The sequence below is a fragment of the Bradyrhizobium sp. BR 10289 genome, assembly GCF_019455385.1.
Classification (GTDB): domain Bacteria; phylum Pseudomonadota; class Alphaproteobacteria; order Rhizobiales; family Xanthobacteraceae; genus Bradyrhizobium.
Genome location: NZ_JACOFR010000003.1, coordinates 291,523 through 312,914 on the forward strand (window position 1 = coordinate 291,523; position 21,392 = coordinate 312,914).

General features: G+C 63.7%; 20 protein-coding genes and 1 tRNA gene. 16 read left to right on the forward strand and 5 right to left on the reverse strand.

Annotated features, from left to right (window positions below; all coding sequences use genetic code 11):
• Positions 1-90: 90 nt before the first annotated feature.
• On the reverse strand, positions 91-660 hold the full coding sequence (locus tag HYH08_RS07975) for a TetR/AcrR family transcriptional regulator (protein WP_220009214.1): 570 nt from the start codon (positions 658-660) through the stop codon (positions 91-93).
• 160 nt (positions 661-820) lie between these two features.
• Here HYH08_RS07975 and HYH08_RS07980 point away from each other — a divergent pair, with 160 nt between their 5' ends.
• Positions 821-1,567: an SDR family NAD(P)-dependent oxidoreductase gene (locus HYH08_RS07980; protein WP_220009215.1), complete on the forward strand. Its 747-nt coding sequence runs from the start codon at positions 821-823 to the stop codon at positions 1,565-1,567.
• Between the two features lie 188 nt (positions 1,568-1,755).
• On the opposite strand, the gene HYH08_RS07985 is transcribed toward HYH08_RS07980, so the two are convergent.
• Positions 1,756-1,832 (reverse strand) — tRNA-Met (locus HYH08_RS07985).
• Between the two features lie 303 nt (positions 1,833-2,135).
• On the opposite strand from HYH08_RS07985, the gene HYH08_RS07990 reads away from it, so the two are divergent.
• The 4 genes from HYH08_RS07990 (at position 2,136) to HYH08_RS08005 (ending at position 7,052) form a co-directional block, all read left to right on the forward strand.
• Positions 2,136-3,593 (forward strand): coniferyl aldehyde dehydrogenase, encoded by a 1,458-nt coding sequence (locus HYH08_RS07990; RefSeq protein WP_220009216.1) that lies wholly within the window; start codon positions 2,136-2,138, stop codon positions 3,591-3,593.
• 129 nt (positions 3,594-3,722) lie between these two features.
• A complete protein-coding gene (locus HYH08_RS07995; protein WP_220009217.1) occupies positions 3,723-5,303 on the forward strand; it encodes a GMC family oxidoreductase in 1,581 nt (526 codons plus the stop codon).
• Between the two features lie 249 nt (positions 5,304-5,552).
• Positions 5,553-6,065 (forward strand): CvpA family protein, encoded by a 513-nt coding sequence (locus tag HYH08_RS08000; protein WP_220009218.1) that lies wholly within the window; start codon positions 5,553-5,555, stop codon positions 6,063-6,065.
• Between the two features lie 204 nt (positions 6,066-6,269).
• Entirely contained in the window at positions 6,270-7,052 is a 783-nt protein-coding gene (locus HYH08_RS08005; protein ID WP_220009219.1) for an SDR family oxidoreductase, read from the forward strand.
• Between the two features lie 182 nt (positions 7,053-7,234).
• On the opposite strand, the gene HYH08_RS08010 is transcribed toward HYH08_RS08005, so the two are convergent.
• Positions 7,235-7,666 carry a DUF3775 domain-containing protein gene (locus HYH08_RS08010; RefSeq protein WP_220009220.1) on the reverse strand — a complete coding sequence of 144 codons (432 nt, stop codon included), beginning with the start codon at positions 7,664-7,666 and terminating at the stop codon, positions 7,235-7,237.
• Positions 7,667-7,789: 123 nt separating this feature from the next.
• Here HYH08_RS08010 and HYH08_RS08015 point away from each other — a divergent pair, with 123 nt between their 5' ends.
• The 10 genes from HYH08_RS08015 (at position 7,790) to HYH08_RS08060 (ending at position 17,235) form a co-directional block, all read left to right on the forward strand.
• The gene (locus HYH08_RS08015; protein WP_220009221.1) at positions 7,790-8,638 is read left to right on the forward strand and encodes an MBL fold metallo-hydrolase; all 849 of its coding nucleotides are present in this window, start codon (positions 7,790-7,792) and stop codon (positions 8,636-8,638) included.
• A gap of 241 nt (positions 8,639-8,879) precedes the next feature.
• Positions 8,880-9,722: a fumarylacetoacetate hydrolase family protein gene (locus HYH08_RS08020; RefSeq protein WP_220009222.1), complete on the forward strand. Its 843-nt coding sequence runs from the start codon at positions 8,880-8,882 to the stop codon at positions 9,720-9,722.
• Between the two features lie 152 nt (positions 9,723-9,874).
• Positions 9,875-10,486: a glutathione S-transferase family protein gene (locus HYH08_RS08025; protein WP_220009223.1), complete on the forward strand. Its 612-nt coding sequence runs from the start codon at positions 9,875-9,877 to the stop codon at positions 10,484-10,486.
• Between the two features lie 24 nt (positions 10,487-10,510).
• On the forward strand, positions 10,511-11,695 hold the full coding sequence (locus HYH08_RS08030; RefSeq protein WP_220009224.1) for a serine hydrolase domain-containing protein: 1,185 nt from the start codon (positions 10,511-10,513) through the stop codon (positions 11,693-11,695).
• Positions 11,696-11,718: 23 nt separating this feature from the next.
• Positions 11,719-12,588: an MBL fold metallo-hydrolase gene (locus tag HYH08_RS08035; protein ID WP_220009225.1), complete on the forward strand. Its 870-nt coding sequence runs from the start codon at positions 11,719-11,721 to the stop codon at positions 12,586-12,588.
• A 116-nt stretch (positions 12,589-12,704) separates the two neighbouring features.
• Positions 12,705-13,847 (forward strand): alpha/beta hydrolase, encoded by a 1,143-nt coding sequence (locus HYH08_RS08040; RefSeq protein WP_220009226.1) that lies wholly within the window; start codon positions 12,705-12,707, stop codon positions 13,845-13,847.
• A 68-nt stretch (positions 13,848-13,915) separates the two neighbouring features.
• Positions 13,916-14,887 (forward strand): iron exporter MbfA, encoded by a 972-nt coding sequence (gene mbfA, locus HYH08_RS08045; RefSeq protein ID WP_220009227.1) that lies wholly within the window; start codon positions 13,916-13,918, stop codon positions 14,885-14,887.
• A gap of 45 nt (positions 14,888-14,932) precedes the next feature.
• The gene (locus HYH08_RS08050) at positions 14,933-15,112 is read left to right on the forward strand and encodes a hypothetical protein (RefSeq protein ID WP_220009228.1); all 180 of its coding nucleotides are present in this window, start codon (positions 14,933-14,935) and stop codon (positions 15,110-15,112) included.
• A 29-nt stretch (positions 15,113-15,141) separates the two neighbouring features.
• Positions 15,142-15,672, forward strand: coding sequence for a cytochrome b (locus HYH08_RS08055; RefSeq protein WP_220009229.1), 531 nt, complete (start codon positions 15,142-15,144; stop codon positions 15,670-15,672).
• Positions 15,673-15,762: 90 nt separating this feature from the next.
• Complete coding sequence (locus HYH08_RS08060) at positions 15,763-17,235, forward strand: amidase (RefSeq protein WP_220009230.1); 1,473 nt, start codon at positions 15,763-15,765, stop codon at positions 17,233-17,235.
• A 112-nt stretch (positions 17,236-17,347) separates the two neighbouring features.
• Here the strand turns inward: HYH08_RS08060 and HYH08_RS08065 are convergent, their stop codons facing one another.
• Positions 17,348-18,436 (reverse strand): Zn-dependent alcohol dehydrogenase, encoded by a 1,089-nt coding sequence (locus HYH08_RS08065; protein ID WP_220009231.1) that lies wholly within the window; start codon positions 18,434-18,436, stop codon positions 17,348-17,350.
• A 181-nt stretch (positions 18,437-18,617) separates the two neighbouring features.
• On the reverse strand, positions 18,618-20,402 hold the full coding sequence (locus HYH08_RS08070; RefSeq protein WP_220009232.1) for an acyl-CoA dehydrogenase family protein: 1,785 nt from the start codon (positions 20,400-20,402) through the stop codon (positions 18,618-18,620).
• Between the two features lie 231 nt (positions 20,403-20,633).
• Here HYH08_RS08070 and HYH08_RS08075 point away from each other — a divergent pair, with 231 nt between their 5' ends.
• A complete protein-coding gene (locus HYH08_RS08075) occupies positions 20,634-21,335 on the forward strand; it encodes an SDR family NAD(P)-dependent oxidoreductase (RefSeq protein ID WP_220009233.1) in 702 nt (233 codons plus the stop codon).
• The last annotated feature ends 57 nt before the right edge of the window (positions 21,336-21,392 follow it).

The window sequence follows — 21,392 nt, forward strand, 5'->3', positions numbered from 1 at the left end:
GAAAGGCGTCAGGCCCGGGTCTCGAAGACAATCTTCCTAGCGGCACCTTCGAGCAGCAACGTAGCAGGTTACGTGCTCGCACATTGCCGTCTACTTCGCGAAATGTTTGCGAGCAGCGCTCAGCAGCTCGTCAGATAATTTCGGCTCGCTTTTCCTCACCGCCCGAGCGAGGACCATCGCTCCCACCATACCGCTGAGCACGGCGATGGCCTCTTGGCGCGCTTGTTTTTTGTCGCCGTTCATCTGGGCTGAAAAAATATCAATGTAAGCCTCGATACCATCCGCATAAGCCCCCTGAACGTCCTCACCGTTCCTTGCGGCGTCAACGGGGAGAGCGGACGCCGGACATCCGCCCGCACACGCGTCGCGATGCGTAGGGCTGAGATACTCCGAAATTGCGGTCTTCAACCCCTTCTCACTCCCCATAGTGATTTTATCCGAGAGATGTTTTGCCGCGTTGTGGAAAGAACTGGCGACGACCTGGGCGGCAAGCTCTTCCTTTGATGCGAAGTGGTTGTAGAAACCGCCATGGGTAAAGCCTGCCGCCTGCATGATGTCGGCAACAGAGACGTTCTGAATGCCCTGCGTTCTAAACAGCCGGGACGCTGTTTCTAGAATAACAGCACGATTTTGCTCAGCTTTTTCCTTGGTCAAACGCACAGCCAGGACTCCCACGAATTCCAGTTGGACAGCCCTTGACAATAATGATGATGATCATCATTGTTGGCCGTATCAATGTTGGTCATCATCATTATCACGCTCGGATGAGGATGACAATTGATGGGCCGCGATCGGCCGACAACAAATGGAAGGTAGTGAAATGAATAAGCTCCAAAACAGAGTCGCCCTGGTCACGGGCGGCAGCACCGGCATCGGGCTCGCGTCGGCCAAGCTATTTGCCGAAGAGGGTGCAAAGGTGTTCATCACCGGGCGTCGTCAAGCCGAACTTGACGCGGCGGTCAAAACGATCGCTCACGGCGCTGTCGCCGTCCGTTGCGACATCTCCAGACTTTCCGATCTCGACGCGCTTTACAGCCGTATCCAGAGGGAAGCGGGCCACCTCGATGTCGTATTCGCGAACGCGGGTATTGCGGAATTCCGCCCGCTTTCAGCTGTGACCGAAGACCACTACGACAGCATCTTCGACATCAATGTTAAGGGCACGCTGTTCACCGTCCAAAAAGCGCTACCGCTCCTCAGAGATGGTGGTTCGATCATTCTGACGTCATCGGGCGCCGGTTACAAAGGTCTCGAAAACTTCAGCGTCTATAGCGCGACCAAGGCGGCCATCCGCAGTTTTGCGCGCACATTTTTGATGGACCTCAAGGCCCGCAAAATTCGCGTGAATGTCGTGAGCCCTGGCCCAACCGAAACGCCTGGTCTAACCGGCCTCGTTCCCGCCGATCACAAGGACGGCTTCCTCGGCCATCTCTCCGGCACCGTTCCTCTCGGTCGTGTTGGCTCGCCGCGCGAGGTGGCGCAAGCCGCACTGTTCCTTGCTTCCGACGAGGCCAGCTTTGTCAACGGCGTCGAGCTTAACGTCGATGGGGGCGCGAACCAGATTTGATTCGCCCGCTACAGGCTGGAGATTGCGAGCTCTCACGCTTCGATGCGTCAGCCCCTCTCGCAACGTGGCGACAGTGCACTCAATTCACCGGCGACCAGAGTCCAACTCAGCTCAGCGACCATCGCCCCGAACAAAAATGGCCCGCTTTCGCGGGCCATTTTCACATCGGATCCGGTGAAATCCGAATTTGGTTGCGGGGATAGGATTTGAACCTATGACCTTCAGGTTATGAGCCTGACGAGCTACCGGGCTGCTCCACCCCGCGTTAACTTGTGCACGCCTTCGCCGGAGTGCCGGGGACGGTTGGCCGACGCGGTGCGCGTGGCTTGCTTGGTCCGTCCCAAAGACTTCCTTGGAAGGCAACCCCGGCGCAAAGCCCGTCGGGTGCGGGGCGTATGTATCAACACGGGGTGGCTTTGGAAAGGGCTGCGGGAACGTTTTTTTCGACTTTATGACAGCCCTGCGGGCGGATTTCCGGCCGGTTTCCCGCACTCTTGCCAGAAGTTCCACAAACGGCCAGCTTGCGGCAATAAAACTCGGGGGCAGACGCCTATCTTGGGAGGATGGCATGGACCGCGCTTTGGACCAGACCCCGGACCGATTCCCGGCGAGCGCGGCGTGTCACGCCCTCGCAGACGCCTTCCATGCCATGATCGCGCGGTCGCGGGCCGAGGCGGCGCCCGACCTCGCCGGGCGGCTCGACCGGCTGGCTCGGTTACGCACAGTGGTGGCCGACAACGAAGAACGTTTCCGGCAAGCGATCTCGGCCGATTTCGGCCACCGCTCGGCGGTCGAGACCACCATCGCCGAGGCGATGATGGTCTATGGCGAGATCCGGCACGCGACAAAACACCTGAAGAGCTGGATGGCGCCGCAGCGCATCGCCACCGCGTTGCAATTCCTGCCCGCGCGAAACCGGCTGATCCCGCAGCCGCTCGGCGTCGTCGGCATCATCGCGCCCTGGAATTATCCGCTCCAGCTCACGCTGGCGCCGGCGATCGGCGCGATGGCCGCCGGCAACCGCGTCATCATCAAGCCGAGCGAGCTCTCGCCGCATTTCTCCGCGCTGCTGAAGGAGACGGTGGCCGAAAGGTTCGATGCCACGGAAGTGCTGGTCACCGGCGTTGAGGAGGAGGTCGCAAAGGCGTTTGCGAACCTCCCCTTCGATCATCTCGTCTTCACCGGCTCGACCCGGGTCGGCCGGCTGGTCGCGGAGGCCGCGGGGCGCAATCTGACGCCTGTCACGCTCGAGCTCGGCGGCAAGTCGCCGGCGATCATCGATGCTTCGGCCGATCTCAATGAGGCGGCCGAACGCATCGCCTACGGAAAGCTGCTCAATGCCGGGCAGACCTGCATCGCACCGGACTATGTGCTGGCGCCGGAGAACCTGGTGCAGGCCTTCGCCGAAAAAGTGCGCGCGCAGATGCGGCGCATGTTCGGCACCGATCCTTCCAACAAGGATTATACGTCCGTGATTTCCGACCGGCATTACGCGCGGCTGGAGGAGCTCGTTGCGGATGCCGCCCGACACGGCGCAAGGATTCTGCAACCGGCCAGGCCTGACGATCCCAACTGGAAAGCGCATCGCAAATTCCCGCCGACGCTGATCCTCGGCGCGAACGAGGCGATGGCGGTGATGCAGGAGGAAATCTTTGGGCCGGTGCTTCCTGTGCTCGGCACGCGCGATGCGAACGAGGCGATCGCCTTCGTCAACGGCCGCGACCGGCCGCTGGCGCTCTACTGGTTCGGCAAGGACCGCAGCGCGCGCGACGAGGTGCTGTCGCGCACCATCTCCGGCGGCGTCACCATCAACGACTGCCTGTTCCATTTTGCGCAAGTGAACCAGCCGATGGGCGGCGTCGGCGCATCCGGCACCGGCGCCTATCACGGCGAATGGGGTTTTCGCACCTTCAGCAAGTTGAAGCCGGTGTTCTATCGCTCAAAATTCAATCGCCTCGCCGATCTCTATCCGCCCTATGGCGGCAAGATCGCGCGGCTGGAGAAGATGATGCGGTTCATGTCGTAGCTGCTACGAGCACCGTCATTGCGAGCGCAGCGAAGCAAATCCAGACTGCCACCGCGGAGGGATTCTGGATTGCTTCGCTGCGCTCGCAATGACGAAAACAATACAAAGACTCACTAGAGGGAAGCACAAGTGACTGACACATTCGATTTCGTCGTCGTGGGCGCGGGCTCCGGCGGGTGCGCGGTGGCGGGGCGGCTGTCGGAGGATGCGGGGACATCCGTGGCGCTGCTCGACGCGGGCGGGCGCAACGACAATTGGCGGATCACCACGCCGTTCGGGCTGGCCTTGCCGTACAAAGCGGCCAACTGGGCCTTTGAGACCGTGCCGCAGAAAGGATTGAACAGCCGCATCGGCTATCAGCCCCGCGGCAAGGGCCTCGGCGGCTCGTCGGCGATCAACGCGATGGTCTATATCCGCGGTCACAAATGGGACTACGACCATTGGGCTTCGCTCGGCAATCAAGGCTGGTCGTATGCGGACGTGCTGCCCTATTTCAAGCGGTCGGAGAACAATTCCGATTTCGACGGCGAATATCACGGCAAGGACGGGCCGCTCCATGTCAACAGGCTGCGGTCGGACAATCCGGTCCACGACATCTTCCATCAGGCCGCACGCGAGGCGCAATTCCGCATCCGCGAGGATTTCAATGAAGCGGACCACGAAGGGCTCGGCAGCTACCAGGTGACGCAGCACAGAGGCGAGCGCTGGAGCGCGGCGCGCGCCTATCTGCAGCCCCGCGCGAACCTGCGCGTCGAGACGGGAGCACAGGCGACGAAGATCCTGTTCGAAGGCGGGCGCGCCGTCGGCATCGACTATGTGCAGGGCAGGCAAAAGAAGCAGCTGCGCGCCCGCCGCGAAGTGATCCTCGCCGGCGGCGCCTTCCAGTCACCGCAGCTCTTGATGCTGTCGGGCATCGGCGATGGCGATGCGCTTGGCAAGCACGGCGTCGGCGTCGTGCGTCATCTGCCGGGTGTCGGGCGCAATCTGCAGGACCATCCGGATTTCGTGTTCGTCTTTGCCTCCGACTATCCGCACTTCGTGCACGCCTCGCTCGGTCGGCTGCCGTCGCTGCTCCGCGCCATCCAACGCTACCGCCGGGAACGACGCGGCCTGATGACCACCAATTTCGCCGAATGCGGCGGCTTCCTGAAGACGCAGGCCCACCTCGAAGTGCCCGACATCCAGCTGCACTTCGTCATCGCGATGCTCGACGACCATGGCCGGAAGAAGCACAAGGAAGCGGGCTTCTCCTGCCATGTCTGCCTGCTCCGGCCGAACAGCCGCGGCAGCGTCTGGCTGAAAAGCGCCGACCCGCTCGCCGCGCCCATGATCGATCCCAATTTTCTGGGCGAGGCGGAGGATCTCGAGTCCATGGTCGCGGGCTTCAAGACCACGCGGCGGCTGATGGAGACGCCTGCGCTGCGCGCGTTGCAGAAGAAGGATATGTTCACGTCCGATGTGAAAACAGACGACGACATCCGCGCCATCTTGCGGGGCCGCGTCGACACCGTCTATCACCCGGTCGGCACCTGCAAGATGGGCACGGACGCGATGGCCGTGGTCGATCCGAAGCTGAAGGTGCATGGCGTGGAGGGCCTGCGCGTCGTCGATGCCTCGATCATGCCGACGCTGATCGGCGGCAACACCAACGCGCCGACGATCATGATCGGGGAGAAGGCGGCCGATATGATCCGGGCGGAGATAAGGTAGCGCAAATCTCTCTCTGCAAACTCCGCTGTCGTCCCGGACAAGCGTAAGCGCAGATCCGGGACGACAGCGGAGTTCAAGCCGGCGACAACCTCGCAACCGCGACGATGTTTTCTTTACTGACGTTGAATAGTCATGGAGCGGGCGCAGCATTCCAGCCACTGGAGCGACAAAAATACGGACGATTTTATCGATCTGAAACCGGATCGATCGGTTCGGGGTTCCATTCGTTCCATCGGCAGGGTTTCGCTCATGAACAGTTTCGATCTTGCTGTCTATGCCGCACTCGCCATCGCGATCGGCTTCGGGTTCAGGACCGGCCTGCTCGGCAGCGCCATGACCATCCTCGCCTATCTGCTCGCCGCCCCGATCGCGGTTGCGCTGATGCCGCTGATCGTGCCGCAGCTCGCCAGCAATCCGAATCCGCCGCTGCTGCAGAACTGGATCTGGTTCTTCGGCATCTTCGTGGTGGTCGGCATGCTGCTCGGATATATCGGCCGCCTGGCCTTGAACGACACCATCCGCGACGCCGGCATCGGCGACCGGCTTGGCGGCGCCGCGCTCGGCGCGGTCAGGGTCTGCCTCGTCGCCACCACGCTGGTGCTGGTGTTCGACCAGATCGTGCCGGCCAACCGCCAGCCGCCGTTCCTCGCCGGCTCGCATCTGCGACCGCTGTTCTCGGCGGCGGGCCAGATGGGATTCAAGTCATTGCCGCCGGAGGCGACGTCCGCGATCGACCGTCTCAAGCAGGAGCGGCATATTTAGCTTATTGGCTGGGCATGATCTTTTCGGAAAACCGCTGCACACTTTTCGCTAACGCGCCCTTTGGGTCCGGATCATGCCCGCGCATTTGCATCGCCGCAGCCCGCGCCATGCATTTTGACGCGGGCCCCTCCCTTATCAGCGGCGTCACAGTTGGCTAGAGTGCGCCCCATCCAAAACCTGCCTGCTATTTTCGGGAGTGAAACAGTGGATCTTGGGATCAAAGGTCGCCGCGCCATCGTCTGCGCATCCAGCAAGGGCCTCGGCCGCGCCTGCGCCATCTCGCTGGCGGAAGCCGGCGTTGACGTCACGCTGACCGCGCGCGGCGCCGAGGCGCTGAAGAAGACGGCGGACGAGATCCGCAAAGCCTATCCTGATGTGAAGGTCACCGAGATCGTCGGCGACATCACGACGCCGGCCGGCCGCGAGGCCGTGCTGAAGGCCTGCCCCGAGCCCGACATTCTCATCAACAACGCCGGCGGCCCGCCGCCCGGCGATTTCCGCAACTGGACCCGCGACGACTGGATCAAGGCGATCGACGCCAACATGCTCACCCCGATCGAGCTGATCAAGGCGACCGTGGACGGCATGATGGCGCGCAAGTTCGGCCGCATCGTCAACATCACCTCGGCCGCGGTGAAGGCGCCGATCGACATTCTCGGCCTTTCCAACGGCGCCCGCGCCGGCCTCACCGGCTTCATCGCCGGCCTGTCGCGCAAGACGGTGATCAACAACGTCACCATCAACGGCCTGTTGCCGGGCCCGTTCGAGACGGATCGCCTGACCGGCACCGCGAAGGCCGAGGCCGACAAGCGCGGCACGACGCCGGAGGCGATCCTGGCCGAGCGCGCAAAACTCAATCCGGCCGGCCGCTTCGGCCAGCCGGACGAGTTCGGCTATGCCTGCGCCTTCCTCTGCGGTGCCAAGGCCGGCTTCATCACCGGCCAGAACATCCTGCTCGATGGTGGTGCTTTCCCCGGCACGCTGTGAGGGCGGCGACGCTCCTCACCGCTCCCCAACGGGGAGAGGTCGATTTGCACCAGCAAATCGGGTGAGGGGGTGCTGCAATACGAGAGAGCGTAGCCCCTCACCTGGCGCTACGCGCCAACCCCTCCCGCAAGCGGGAGGGGTTGCACCGACGCCGCGGACCGATCGATTCAATACAACGCGCTTTAGGAAACCGGCGTCGTCCGCTCGTCGCTCCAGTCGATGCCGAGTTCGTCCATGCCGTCGGCCAACAGGTCGCCCAGCATCGGCTCGCCCAGCAGATACTGCACCGTTTCGCGGCGCGGATTCTTGTATTCGCCGCGCGCCTCGACGGCGCGACCGCGCAGATCGTCCCACTCCTCCACATCGCCATCGCCGCGGCCGAGCCACATCAGCGTGACGAGATCGAGCTGCTCGTCCTCGTTCAGCGCATGAATGAAGCCGGAGAGCTCGGCAGCGACCGGATCGGACGCCGTGTCCTCGAGCACGTCGATCTCGTCATCGTCGGACGGATTGGAGCCCGAGTCGGAATCGGAAGCCGCTTCCTTGACGTCGAATTCGCGGGCCTTCTCGATGATGAAGGCGACCTTGTCGGCAGAAATCGCAAGCTCTGGCATGGGTTTGCCCCTAAAACTGTTGCCGGGTTCCTCCGATAACGCGACATCGGAGCAGATGATCCATTGTGTTCGATGGCGGAAACCCGCATCTTTCGCGAAAGCATGTAAATGGGAAAACGCCCGATGCAATGGAAGGTCGGCAAAGTCGGGATCACCAGGCTGGTCGAAATGGAGACGGTCGGCTCGACCCGCTTCATCCTGCCGGCCGCGACCAATGACGAGATCCGCAAGCTGCCCTGGCTGATCCCGCATTTCGCCACCGAGGAGGGCCGGCTGAAAATGTCGATCCACTCGCTGGTGGTGGAGACGCCGACACGCCGCATCGTGGTCGATACCGGCCTTGGCAACGACAAGCAGGGCCGCGGCGTCCCGGTCTGGAATAACCGCAGCACGCCGTTTCTGGAGACCATGACGGAAGCTGGCTTTCCGCCTGACAGCATCGACACCGTGCTGTGCACGCATCTCCATGTCGATCATGTCGGCTGGAATACGAAGCTGGTGGACGGCAAATGGGTGCCGACCTTCGCCCATGCGCGCTATCTGTTCGGCAAGACCGAGTACGACTACTGGCGCGATTACAGGGCCGAGCCCGACAAGGTCGCGGTGTTCGAGGATTCCGTGAAACCGGTCGTCGATGCCGGTCGCGCCGAGTTGATCCCGAGCGATCACCGGCTCTGCGAGGAGATCAGCCTGATCCCGACTCCGGGCCACAGCCCCGGGCACATGAGCGTCCTGATCGAGTCCGATGGCGAGCAGGCCCTGCTCACCGGCGACGTCGCCCATCACCCCTGCCAGATGGCCCATCTCGACTGGTGCTCGGTCGTGGACACCAACACCGCCCAATCCGCCGAGTCCCGGCGCAAATTGTTCTCGCGCTTTGCCGACACCCCGACGCTGGTAATCGGCGGACATTATTCGGGCGGGCACATCAGGCGGGACGGGGATGTGTTCAGGTTTGTGGCGCTGGAATGATCTTGTGTCCCGGACGCGGTGCAACGTGTAACGTTGCGCCGCTGAGCCGGGACACGAGAATGCCGCGACATGGGTCCCGGCTCTGCGCCGTACCGCTTCGCGCTGCGTCGCGTCCGGGACACGCCGTCACCTCCCGAATCCAGAAGCCTGCAATGCGCCCCGTTTTCCGCGGTTGAATTTCCCGCCGCGCTGTTCCATGAAGCTATTTAACCGATCAGTCCATCCCAAGGGAGAAACGAGAATGAAGCTTGTTCGTTACGGCGAAAAGGGTGCGGAAAAGCCCGGCCTGATCGACAAATCCGGCCAGTTGCGTGACCTGTCGGCGCATGTGAAGGACCTCACGGGCGAGGCCTATTCGCCGGAGTCGCTCAAGAAGCTGGCGGCCATCGACCCCGCCTCGCTGCCCGCCGTTTCCGGCAAGCCGCGCTTCGGCGCGCCCGTCACCGGGATCTCGAAATTCGTCGCCATCGGCCTCAACTACAGCGACCACGCCAAGGAGACGGGAGCAGCGATCCCGACCGAGCCGATCATCTTCATGAAGGCCAACACCTCGCTGTCCGGCCCGAACGATAACGTCGAAAAGCCGCGTGGCTCGACCAAGCTCGACTGGGAGGTCGAGATCGCCTGCATCATCGGCACCCGCGCCAAATATGTCTCCGAAGCCGACGCGCTGAATTACGTCGCCGGCTATTGCGTCTGCAACGACGTCTCCGAGCGCGCCTTCCAGATCGAGCGCCTGGGTCAGTGGACCAAGGGCAAGTCGCACGACACGTTCGGCCCGGTCGGCCCATGGCTCGCGACCAAGGACGAGATCAAGGACGTGCAGAACCTGTCGATGTGGCTCGACGTCAACGGCCAGCGTCGCCAGACCGGCTCGACCCAGACCATGATCTTCTCGATGGCCAAGTGCGTCTCCTATGTCTCGCAGTTCATGACGCTGCTGCCGGGTGACATCATCACGACAGGCACCCCGCCCGGCGTCGGCCTCGGCATGAAGCCGCCGACCTTCCTCAATGTCGGCGACGTCGTGACGCTCGGCATCGAGGGCCTCGGCGAGCAGCGTCAGGAGATCGTGGCGGCGTAAGCTGCGATCACCACTTGTCGTCATGCCCGGGCGTGTCCCGGGCATCCACGTCTCGCAGTCTCGCCACTTGGAAACGCGTGGATGGCCCGGTCAAGCCCGGCCATGACGGAGGAGACACCGTTCGCTCAAGACTGACCGCAGGAAATCGTCAGATGAAACTCTCCTTCTCCGCCGCCTCGCCCTTTGCCCGCAAGGTCCGCATCGCCGCGATCGAGCTCGGGCTGATCGACAAGATCGAGTTCACGCCGGCGACCGTCGCGCCGGGCACGGCCAACGAGGACTATTCGAAGATCACGCCGCTGAAGAAGCTGCCGGTGCTGATCACCAATGACGGCGACGTGATCTTGGACTCCTACGTCATCGTCGAATATCTCAACGAAATGGCCGGCGGCAGCCTGATCCCGGATTACGGCCCGCGGCGCTGGAAGGCCAAGACCAATCATTCCCTCATCAACGGCATGCTCGATTCCATGCTGCTGTGCCGCTACGAGAAGATGGTGCGACCGCAGGGCCTGCAGTGGCAGGCCTGGTCGGACGACCACTGGAACCGGGCCTGGACCGGCATGGCGCGCTTCGAGAACATGCCCGACGTGCTGAACGGCCCGTTCGACATCTCGCAGATCGGCCTTGTTTGCGTGCTTGGCTATGCCGACTTCCGCTTCGCCGATTGCGGCTGGCGCAAGGCCTATCCGAAGCTCGACGCCTTCCACCAGAAGATGCTGGAGCGGCCCTCCGTGAAGATCTCGGTTCCGCCCGCGGCCTAGGGAAAATAGGCCGGGAGAATGACGATGCACAATCGATCCTCCCGGTTCACAATCCTCGGCGCGAGCCTCGTGCTCGCGTTGTTGGTCTCAGCCACTCATCTGCGGGCCGAGAGCATGTCGCCGGGACAGACCAAACAGGCCTGCGGAACGCCTGCAGGGATTGACGACGGCTGGGAGATCGCCTCGCCCGACAGTGTCGGCATGGACGGCGCGCAGCTTTGCACGATCGCGGCGCGCCTCGCACAACGGGCAACCGCCGTCCATTCCGTCGTCGTCGTCAGGCGTGGCAAGCTGGTCTTCGAGCAATATTTCCCTGGCTACGACCAACCCTGGGGACAGCCTGACGGCCGGTACGAATTCGACGCAACGACCAAGCACGACATGCGCTCGGCATCCAAGAGCGTGACCTCGCTGCTGGTCGGAATCGCGATCGACCGCAAGCTCATCGCGGGCGTCGATGAGCCCGTCCTGAAATTCTTCCCCGACTTTGCCGCGGTAAAGCAGCCGGGATGGGACGCCATCACGCTGCGCCATCTGCTGACGATGTCCTCCGGCTTCAAATGGGACGAGGCGCGGGCCTGGACCGATCCTGACAACGACGAGCCGCATCTCGTCACCGAGCCGGATCCACTTGGCTACGTGTTGTCGCGGCCGATCGCAGCACCGCCCGATACGCTATGGACCTATAATGGCGGCGGCACCGAGCTGCTCGGCAACATCATCGCGCGCGCCTCGAAACAGTCGCTGGAGGTGTTCGCGCGCGAGGTGCTGTTCCAGCCGCTCGGCATCTCCGATATCGAATGGAAGGCCTACAAGAACAGCAAGATCGCGGCGGCGGCGGGCCTGCGCTTGCGGCCGCGCGATGCGGCGAAGATCGGCCAGCTCGTGCTCAATCGCGGCCGGTGGAACGGGCAGCAGATCGTCCCGGCCGACTGGATCGCGCAATCGATCGCGCCGCGCTTCCAGGCGGTCGGCTATTTCGGCGGCACGCTGTTCTACGGCTATCAATGGTGGATGGGCCGCTCGCTCGCCGGCGGCAAGGAAATCAAATGGGTTGGCGCCTTCGGCTGGGGCGGACAACGCATTTTCATCGTGCCCGACCTTGATCTCGTCATGATGACCACCGCCGCGCAATACGGCCAACCGAAGGAAGGCCTGGCCGCGATCGACATCCTCTCCAATATCCTCATTCCATCGGTGCGCGAATAGCACTGATCACGAAGGAAGCGAGCATGAGTCTGAAATATTCCGTCGGCGACCTCACCATCCACCGCGTCATCGAGCAGGAGACTTCGTTCGTCCCGGCGCTGGAGATGCTGCCGGGATTGACGCCCGAGGTGCTCGCCGAGAACCGGGCCTGGATGCGACAAGCCAAGGCGCTGGACGACCAGGACGTGCTGCTCTTATGCTTTCAGTCCTATGTGGTGAAGACGCCGCACCACACCATTCTGGTCGACAGTTGCATCGGCAACGACAAGCCGCGGCCGCAGCGGCCGAAATGGAACATGAAGACCGACGACACATATCTGCGCGGCCTCGACGCCGCCGGATTCTCGCCCGGCGACATCGACTTCGTGATGTGCACGCATCTGCATGTCGATCACGTCGGCTGGAACACGCGGCTGGAAAACGGCCGCTGGGTGCCGACCTTCCCCAACGCGCGCTATGTGTTCGCCAAGCAGGAATACGATCACTGGTTCGCGCAGAACGCGAAGACGGAGGTCCCGCCCTTCGTCGACAGCGTGCTGCCCGTGGTCGAGGCCGGGCGCCACGAGCTCGTCGGCAACGATCACCAGATCGGCGACCACGTCCGCATCCTGCCGACACCGGGTCACACGCCAGGCCATATCGCCATCACGATGGGCCGCGGCAAGGATGACGCGGTGTTCTCCGGCGACCTCATGCACTCGCCGCTGCAAACGCTGTATCCGGAGCTGTCGATCAAGTTCGACGCCGATCCGGCTGCCGCCGCGAAAACGCGCCGCAGTTTCCTGGAGCGCTATTGCGACACCGACACGCTGTGCTGCACCGCGCATTTTCCGTCACCGTCGGTGGGGAAGATCAGGCGCAAGGGCAATGCGTTCGTATGTGAGCCGATTTAGCGCGCCCTTCCTTTCCGTCATGCCCGGGCTTGTCCCGGGCATCCACGTTCTTACAATCAACGTCAAACCAAGAACGTGGATGGCCAGGACAAGCCCGGCCATGACGAGGAAACACTATGATCACACTTCCCGATATCCCCCTGCCCGCCGGCATCCGCTCGCGTTATGTCGACGGCATCAACGGCCTGCGCATGCATGTGCTCGAAGCCGGCTTCGAGACCAAGGGCCGCCGCTGCATCCTGCTGCTGCACGGCTTTCCGGAGCTTGCCTTCTCCTGGCGCAAGGTGATGCCGATACTCGCTGCGGCCGGCTATCACGTGCTGGCGCCGGACCAGCGCGGCTACGGCCGCACCACCGGATGGACCGCCGACTACGACGACGATCTCACGCCGTTCTCGCTTCCGAACCTGGTGCGCGATGCGCTCGCACTGGTGTCGGCGTTCGGCTACAGGCAGGTCGATCTCGCCGGGCATGATTTCGGCAGCCCGGTCGCGGCCTGGTGCGCGCTGATCCGTCCCGATGTGTTTCGTTCGGTAACGCTGATGAGCGCTCCGTTCGGCGGCGCGCCGCCGATGCCCTTCAACACGGTCGACAATCCCGCGAAGCCTGCGGTCGAAGACCCGGTGCATCGCGAACTCGCCGCGCTGCCGCGTCCGCGCAAACACTACCAATGGTACTACGCGACGCGCTCCGCGAATGCCGACATGCAGCACGCGCCCCAGGGCGTACATGATTTCCTGCGCGCCTATTATCATCACAAGAGTGCGGACTGGACCGACAACAAGCCGTATCCGCTGGCTTCGTGGTCGGCGAGTGAGCTCGCGAAGATGCCGACCTACTACGTGATGGACGCTGGCGAGACCATGCCGGAGACGGTCGCCAAGGAGATGCCCTCGCCCGCCGCAATCGCCGCCAACCGGTGGCTGCCGGACAGTGACCTTGCCTTTTACAGCGCCGAATATAGCCGCACCGGATTCCAGGGTGGGCTGCAATGGTACCGCTACGGCACGTCGGGCATGCTCAACCGCGAGATGCAGCTGTTTGCAGGACGCAGCATCGACGTGCCCTCCTGCTTCATCTCGGGCAGGCAGGATTGGGGCACCCATCAGCGGCCCGGCGTGTTCGAGGCGATGCAGGGGCGCGGCTGCACCAGGATGCTCGGATGCCATTTCGTCGACGGCGCCGGCCATTGGGTCCAGCAGGAGCAGCCGGCCGAGGTGAGCCGGCTGCTGCTGGAATTCCTCGCGGAAACCGCGTGATTTGACCCGGGAGGCGCGGCGGCCTATATAGTTTAGAATCATTCTAAACTGAGTAAAACAGGGCCGTCGTGAAGAATTTTGCCGATCTGACCGAACGCGAGGTGCTTGCGGTCGCGATTTCCTCCGAGGAGGAGGACAGCCGCATCTATATGACCTTCGCCGAGGATCTGAAGGAACGCTATCCGGATTCGGCCAAGCTGTTCGAGCAGATGGCCGAAGAAGAGCGCGGCCATCGTCACATGCTGCTGGAAATCTACGAGCAGCGCTTCGGCCAGCATTTGCCGCCGATCCGACGCGAGGATGTGAAGGGCTTCCTGCGCCGCCGACCGATCTGGCTGACCAAGAACCTGCCGCTCGACACGATCCGGAAGGAGGTCGAGACCATGGAGCTCGAGGCCGAGCGCTTCTACGCGAAGGCTGCCGAGCAGGCGGAGGACGTCAATGTTCGCCGGCTGCTGGGCGATCTCGCCGAAGCCGAAAAGGGCCACGAGCAGACCGCCGCAAAGCTCACCGACGAGATCTTGAAACCTGACGTGCGCGCGGAAGAAGACCGCACGCGGCGGCGGATGTTCGTGCTGCAATATGTGCAGCCGGGCCTCGCCGGATTGATGGACGGCTCGGTCTCGACGCTGGCGCCGCTGTTCGCCGCGGCATTTGCCACGCACCAGAACTGGCAGACGTTCCTTGTCGGCCTCGCCGCCTCGATCGGCGCCGGCATCAGCATGGGCTTTGCCGAAGCGCTCTCGGACGACGGCTCTCTGACCGGGCGCGGCTCGCCCTGGCTGCGCGGCATCACCTGTGGCGCGATGACGACGCTCGGCGGGCTCGGCCACACCGCGCCCTATCTCGTGCCGGACCATTGGGCCAATGCATTCTGGATCGCGACTGCCATCGCCGGCGTCGTCGTGTTCTTCGAGCTCTGGGCGATCGCGTTCATCCGCTCGCGCTACATGGACACGCCGTTCCTGCAGGCCGTGTTCCAGATCGTGCTCGGCGGCGCAATCGTGCTGGCGGTGGGGATATTGATCGGGGCGGCATAGGCGACGATGAAGCGGTATTGTTCAAACACCGCTGCAGCCGCGAGCATGGCCGGCGCATTGATCCTGCTTGGATCGACCGCACACGCCACCGACGAGATCCAGGTCTACAGCGCCGGCGGCTACGCCTTTCCCGTGCCCGGACAGAAACCGGACGGCAACACGGGGATGAGCAGCGGCCCCGTCAATCCGTTCATCCACGCCGCAACGCGAACCTTGCAGCCCTGACCAACGCGGACCTCAACGCCGGGATCCTCATGACCACTCGCCTTCAATACGGCACCCCTGCCAAGATCTTCCACTGGCTCATCGTCGCGCTGCTGGCCGTGCAATACCCGATCGGCTGGCTCATGCCCGATATCCACCCCGGCATGAGCCCGGGTGCCAGCATGTCTTTTCACGTGTCGATTGGAATTGCGATCCTGGTCCTGACGGCATTCCGCCTGCTCTGGCGCGTTACGCACCCCGTCGCGCCTGAAAGCTCACTCCCTGCCTGGCAGCGCCTGTCCTCAGAGGCCGTCCACTGGCTGCTCTACGTGTTGGTGCTGGCCACGACGATTTCGGGCTGGCTGTTTGCGTCCTTCCGCGGATGGTCGCTTTCGTTCTTCTATCTCGTGCCGCTGCCGATGCTGGCCTCCGGCAACGCAGGCGCCGGCAGGACCATCGACGGTCTCCACCAGGCGACGGAATGGGCGTTGCTCCTCGCCATCGGCATCCACATCGCTGCCGCGCTTGCGCACGTATTCGTCTATCGGGACGGCGTGATGCAGCGAATGCTACACCGGTAGCAATTGTAACAGGATAAAAGCCGTCAAACGGCAGTTGCGATCTCAGGTCAAACTGCGCATCATCTCGCGCAGTGAGAACAGGAGCATGCCGTGGCGAAATCGGAATGGAGTTTCAAGAGCGCGGTCGAGCTGTCGGCCGCGTTGAGCGCGAAGAAGGTCTCCGCGGTCGAACTCACGCAGGATGCGATCGACCGCATCGAACGCCACGACGGCAAGATCAACGCGATCTGCGTGCGGGATTTCGATCGCGCGCTCGGTGCGGCGCGCGATGCCGACGCGGCACTTGCCCGCGGTGAGCGCAAGCCGCTGCTCGGCCTGCCCATGACGGTGAAGGAATCTTACAATATCGCCGGCCTTCCCACGACCTGGGGCATTCCCGCGCAGAAGGATTTCATCGCCACCGAAGACGCGCTGCCGGTCACGCGGGTGAAGGACGCCGGCACCGTCATCGTCGGCAAGACCAACGTGCCGCTCGGGCTCGGCGACTGGCAGAGCTACAACGACATCTACGGCACCACCAATAATCCCTACGATCTCGGCCGCACCCCGGGCGGCTCGTCCGGCGGCTCCTCGGCGGCGCTTGCTGCCGGCTATGGTCCGCTCTCGATCGGCTCGGACATCGGCGGCTCGCTACGCGTGCCGGCGTTCCACTGTGGTGTCTATGCGCACAAGCCGACCTTCAATCTCGTGGCGATGCGCGGCCACACACCGCCGCCGCTGCCGCCTTTGCCGTTCGAGCGCGACCTCTCGGTGATCGGCCCGATGGCGCGCAGCGCTGCTGATCTTTCGCTCGTGCTCGACGTCATGGCAGGGCCGGATCCGATCGAGGCGGGCATTGCCTACAAGCTCGATCTTCCCGCGGCGCGGCACACGAGCTTCAAGGATTTCCGCGTGCTGGTGATCGACACCGATCCGGTGCTGCCGACTGATACCGCCGTGCGCGGCACCATCAACACGCTCGCCGACAACCTCGCCAAGGCTGGCGTGAAGATCGCGCGCAGCTCTCCCCTGCTGCCGGATTTCGCGGCCTCCTCGCGGCTGTACATGCGCATGCTGATGTCGTTCCTCGCCGCCAGCTTCGCGCCCGATGTCTACGCCGGCGCGAAAGCAGCCGCGGCCGCGCTGCCCGAGAGCGACAACAGCCTCGCCGCGGAACGGCTGCGCGGCATCGCGCTCAGCCATCGCGACTGGCAGATGGCGAACGGCGGACGCACGCGGCTGCGGGCGCAATGGCGCGAGCTGTTCAAGACCTTCGACGCGGTGATCTGCCCGGTGATGCCGACGGCGGCCTATCCGCACGATCATTCACCGGAACAGGAGAAACGCCGCATCACCATCGACGGCAAGGAGCATGTCTATCCCGACCAGCTCGCCTGGCCCGGCATCGCCACGCTGCCCGGCCTGCCCTCGACCGCGATTCCCACCGGCTTTGCGCCGGACGGCCTGCCGGTCGGCGTCCAGATCGTCGGACCGTGGCTGGAGGACCGTACGCCGCTCAAGCTCGCAGAGCTGATCGAGCGCGAGTTCGGCGGGTTCGTGCCGCCGAAGATGTTCGACGATTAGCCGTCGCCGTCATTGCCAGCGAAGCGAAGCAATCCAGGAATGTATCCGCAGAAACAGTCTGGATTGCTTCGTCGCAAGAGCTCCTCACAAGGACGGAGCAAAATTGCTGCAGTCAACTATCAAACACGATCACGCTCCGCAGCGTCTTGCCGGCCTTCATGTTGGCAAAGCCCTCGTTGATCTCGGAGAGCTTCAGCTTGGCCGAGATCCAGTCCTCGAGGTGCAGCCGGCCGCGCAGATAGAAATCGACCAGCCGCGGCATGTCGACGCGAAAATGGTTCGAGCCCATCGAGGAGCCCTGGATCCGGCGCTCGCGCAGGAAGTCGAAGCCGTGCAGCTCGATCTTCTGCCCGAACGGGATCATGCCGACGATGGTGGCGGTGCCGCCTGAGGCGAGCATGGCAAAGGCCTGCTCGGCGGTTTCCTTGCGGCCGAGCACCTCGAAGGAATGCTGCACGCCGCCATTGGTGAGGTCGCGGACCTGCTTCACCACGTCGCCGTCGGCAGGGTTGATGATGTCGGTGGCGCCCAGCTTGGTCGCGAGCTGAAGCTTTGCCGGATTGGTGTCGATGGCGATGATGCGGCCGGCACCCGCGATCTGCGCGCCGTTGATCGCGGCCATGCCGACGCCGCCACAGCCGATCACGGCGACGGTCTCGCCCGCCGTCACCTTCGCCGTGTTCACCACCGCACCGTAACCGGTGATGACGCCGCAGCCGATCAGCGCGGCGAGATCGAGCGGCATCTCCTTGCGGATTTTGACGATCGCGTTCTCGTGCACCAGCATCTGCTCGGCGAAGGACGACAGGTTGAGGAACTGGTTCAGCTTCTCCGGCCTGTTCCACTGCATCCGGTTCGACGCGCCCGGCAGCAGCTTCACGGTGGTGTCGGTACAGAGCACGGTGCGGCCGGTGGTGCAATTGTCGCATGTGCCGCAGAACACGGAGAGGCAGGTGACGACGTGATCGCCCGGCTTGACATAAGTCACGTCGGAGCCGACCTGCTCGACGATCCCTGCGGATTCGTGCCCGAGCACCGCGGGCAGCGGGTGCGGATAAAGACCTTCCATGAAATGCAAATCGGAGTGGCAGAGGCCGGCGACCGCAGTACGGATCAGCACCTCGCGCGGGCCCGGCTTCGGCAGGCTGACATCCTCGATGACCAGCGGCTTGTTGACTTCATAGAGGACGGCGGCCTTCATCGGTGTTTCCTCGTTGTTATGATTTTCGTTGGCGCGGTCTGCACCTCTCCCGAAGGAAGAGGTCGGAAGCGCATCGAAGATGCGATTCCGGGTGAGGGGATTAGATCCCCAATAGAGCGCAACCCCTCACCCGGATCGCTCGCGCGATCCGACCTCTCCCTATGGGAGAGGTGAAGAGACCCTACGCTGCCAGAACCAGTTCGCCAACCTCGCTCATGCCGGCTGAGCTGTCGCCGAGCAGCAGCGCCGCGATCTTCGCTTGCACGGCATTTTCCGTCAGCCGGAACGGATCGCCCGGCGACACCCGATGGTCGATGACGAGGCGCGAGAGCAGCAGGCGGCGCGCATCGCCGCGCATGGCGTGGATGCGATGCGCCTCCCAGGCGAGCGCGACGGCGCTCGCGACATGATAGAGCAGGCTCGTCGCCCGCCGCGCATCGGCTTCGTTCTCGGACTTGCGCGCGACCTCGCGCGCAAAGCCGACGGCGCGATCGACGAGGCCACGCAAGCGATCGCGCCAGGCCTGCGGAACGCACGCACTGTCGTCCAGCCGCGCATGCAGATCGGCCGCGAGCGCGGCTTCGGCGCCGTGGCGCCCGACCGCGCGCCGCAGCGCATCGATGGCAACGATGTTGCCGGTGCCTTCCCAGACCGAGCCGAGATGCGCATCGCGCAACAGGCGCGGCGTGGCGAATTCCTCGATATAACCGATGCCGCCGCGCATCTCGAGCGCATCGCCGCAGACTTTTCGCGCATCGCGCGTCGCGCGGAATTTCAGCGTGGGCGTGAGGATGCGCAGCAGCGCGGCGGCATCCTGGCTGCCGGCCTCGGCGCGGTCGAGCGCATCGGCCGTGAGAAAGCTCATCGACAGCGCCTGCTCGACCGGCAGCATGATCTTCAGCATCTGCCGTCGTCCAAGCGGCAGATCGATGATGCGGCTGCCGAACACCACGCGGTTTTTCGCCACCGTCATCGCGTCGTGATAGGCGCGGCGCATCAGCGCGGTGGATTTGACGCCGTTGGACAGCCGTGAGGAGTTCACCATCTCGGCCATCTGCACAAAGCCGCGGTCGAGCTTGCCGACGGCGTAGGCGATCGCGCCTTCGAGCTTGATCTCGCCCGAGGCCATCGAGCGCGTACCGAGCTTGTCCTTGAGGCGCACGATCCGGTAGTGGTTCTGCGCGCCGTCGTCGAGGAAGCGCGGCATCAGGAACAGGCCGATGCCGCGCGTGCCGGGGCCGGCGCCTTCCGGACGCGCCAGCAGCATCAAGACTTTCGCGTCGGCGTTCGAGCAGAACCATTTTTCGCCATAGAGGCGCCAATGGTCGCCCTCCTGCACCGCGCGCGTGGTCAGGGTGCCGACGTCGGAGCCGCCTTCCTTCTCGGTCATGAACTGGCCGCCCTGGGTCAGCTTGCTCATGTCGGTCGAGGTCAGACCGTCCAGATATTTTGCCTTCAGCGCCTGGTCGCCGAAATTCGCCAGCAGTTTTGCGCAGCCGTCGGTGACGTTGATCGGGCAGCCCATGCCGAATTCGGTCTGGTTGAACAGGAAGGTGAAGGCGTGCTTGGCCACGACCGGATATTTGTCCGGCCAGCCCATGATGCCCTTCCGAATCGAGAGCGCGTGGATGCCGAACTCGCCGAAGGCGGCGTTCTCCAATTCGCGATAGGCCGGGTGATATTCGATCGACTGCACGTCGCGGCCGAACTTGTCACGCTGGTGCAGCACCGGCGGATGCCGGTCGGCGAGCCGCGCGCATTCGTCGAGACGGCCGCCGGCGAGCTCGCCGAGGCGATCGAGATGCGGCTCAATGTGACGGAACAGATTGTCCGGCAGATGGATGCGCAAGAGATCCGTCAGCGCCGGATCGGCGCGGTAGAAATTCATGCCTGACGTATCGGGCGCCAGCAGGCCCGGCTGCTCGGCCGCGCCATGTTTCGGCTGCGCTGTGACCGGCTTGTGCATGATCGTCCTCTTCGTTTCCTCGCCTCGCGAACATTTGCGCTGTTTTGGCGCTTGCCGCGTTGAATGATGTCGATCATGCTCCAGTCAGGAAGCGCGATAAAGCCGCAAATCGTCAGGGAGGCATGATCGCCGTGAAGGAGCAATTCGCTCTGCGGAATTGTGATCGCGCCGGCTGGTTGTCGGCGCGGCGGATGCCTAGATCAACAACTTCCCGTCTCAAGAGATCACGTCATGGAACATCCAAAATACAAGATTGCCCTCATCGTCGGTGCCGGCGAGGGCCTGAGCGCCTCGCTGGCACGGCTGCTGTCCGCGCAAGGCATTCGCGTCGCGCTCGCCGCGCGCAAGGTCGAGAAGCTTGGCGCGCTCTGTAGCGAGACCGGCGCCAAGGCCTATGCCTGCAACGCCACCGAGCCCGAGGAGGTCGAGCGCCTGTTTGGCCTCATCGAACGCGAGATCGGCACGCCTGATATCGTCGTCTACAATGCCAGCGGCCGCACCCGCGGGCCGTTCGTCGATCTCGTTCCGGCCGACGTCGCAAACGCGATCGCGGTCAGCGCCTATGGCGGCTTCCTGGTGGCGCAGCAGGCGGCAAAACGCATGCTGCCGAACAAGCACGGCGCGATCCTGTTCACCGGCGCTTCGGCCAGCGTCAAGGGCTATGCGCAATCGGCGTCCTTCGCGATGGGCAAGTTCGCGCTGCGTGGCCTCGCGCAGAGCCTGGCGCGCGAACTCTCGCCGCAGGGCATCCACATCGCGCATTTCGTGATCGATGGCGGCATCCGCAGTGCGGCGCGCACGGAAGCACCGGAGAAGCCGGATTCGATGCTCGATCCCGACGCGATCGCAGAGAGCTATTGGAACGTGTTGCAGCAGCCGCGCAGCGCCTGGAGCTGGGAGCTGGAGCTGCGGCCCTGGGTGGAAAAGTTTTGAAGAAGCTGCCGTAGGGTGGGCAAAGGCGCAAAGCGCCGTGCCCACGATCTCACGAAT

Coding starts and splice junctions, on each gene's coding strand:
- HYH08_RS07980 (WP_220009215.1), top strand. CDS start 821: ATGAATAAGCTCCAAAACAGAGTCGCCCTGGTCACGGGCGGCAGCACC.
- HYH08_RS07990 (WP_220009216.1), top strand. CDS start 2,136: ATGGACCGCGCTTTGGACCAGACCCCGGACCGATTCCCGGCGAGCGCG.
- HYH08_RS08000 (WP_220009218.1), top strand. CDS start 5,553: ATGAACAGTTTCGATCTTGCTGTCTATGCCGCACTCGCCATCGCGATC.
- HYH08_RS08010 (WP_220009220.1), bottom strand. CDS start 7,666: ATGCCAGAGCTTGCGATTTCTGCCGACAAGGTCGCCTTCATCATCGAG.
- HYH08_RS08015 (WP_220009221.1), top strand. CDS start 7,790: ATGCAATGGAAGGTCGGCAAAGTCGGGATCACCAGGCTGGTCGAAATG.
- HYH08_RS08020 (WP_220009222.1), top strand. CDS start 8,880: ATGAAGCTTGTTCGTTACGGCGAAAAGGGTGCGGAAAAGCCCGGCCTG.
- HYH08_RS08025 (WP_220009223.1), top strand. CDS start 9,875: ATGAAACTCTCCTTCTCCGCCGCCTCGCCCTTTGCCCGCAAGGTCCGC.
- HYH08_RS08030 (WP_220009224.1), top strand. CDS start 10,511: ATGCACAATCGATCCTCCCGGTTCACAATCCTCGGCGCGAGCCTCGTG.
- HYH08_RS08035 (WP_220009225.1), top strand. CDS start 11,719: ATGAGTCTGAAATATTCCGTCGGCGACCTCACCATCCACCGCGTCATC.
- HYH08_RS08040 (WP_220009226.1), top strand. CDS start 12,705: ATGATCACACTTCCCGATATCCCCCTGCCCGCCGGCATCCGCTCGCGT.
- HYH08_RS08050 (WP_220009228.1), top strand. CDS start 14,933: ATGGCCGGCGCATTGATCCTGCTTGGATCGACCGCACACGCCACCGAC.
- HYH08_RS08055 (WP_220009229.1), top strand. CDS start 15,142: ATGACCACTCGCCTTCAATACGGCACCCCTGCCAAGATCTTCCACTGG.
- HYH08_RS08065 (WP_220009231.1), bottom strand. CDS start 18,436: ATGAAGGCCGCCGTCCTCTATGAAGTCAACAAGCCGCTGGTCATCGAG.
- HYH08_RS08070 (WP_220009232.1), bottom strand. CDS start 20,402: ATGCACAAGCCGGTCACAGCGCAGCCGAAACATGGCGCGGCCGAGCAG.
- HYH08_RS08075 (WP_220009233.1), top strand. CDS start 20,634: ATGGAACATCCAAAATACAAGATTGCCCTCATCGTCGGTGCCGGCGAG.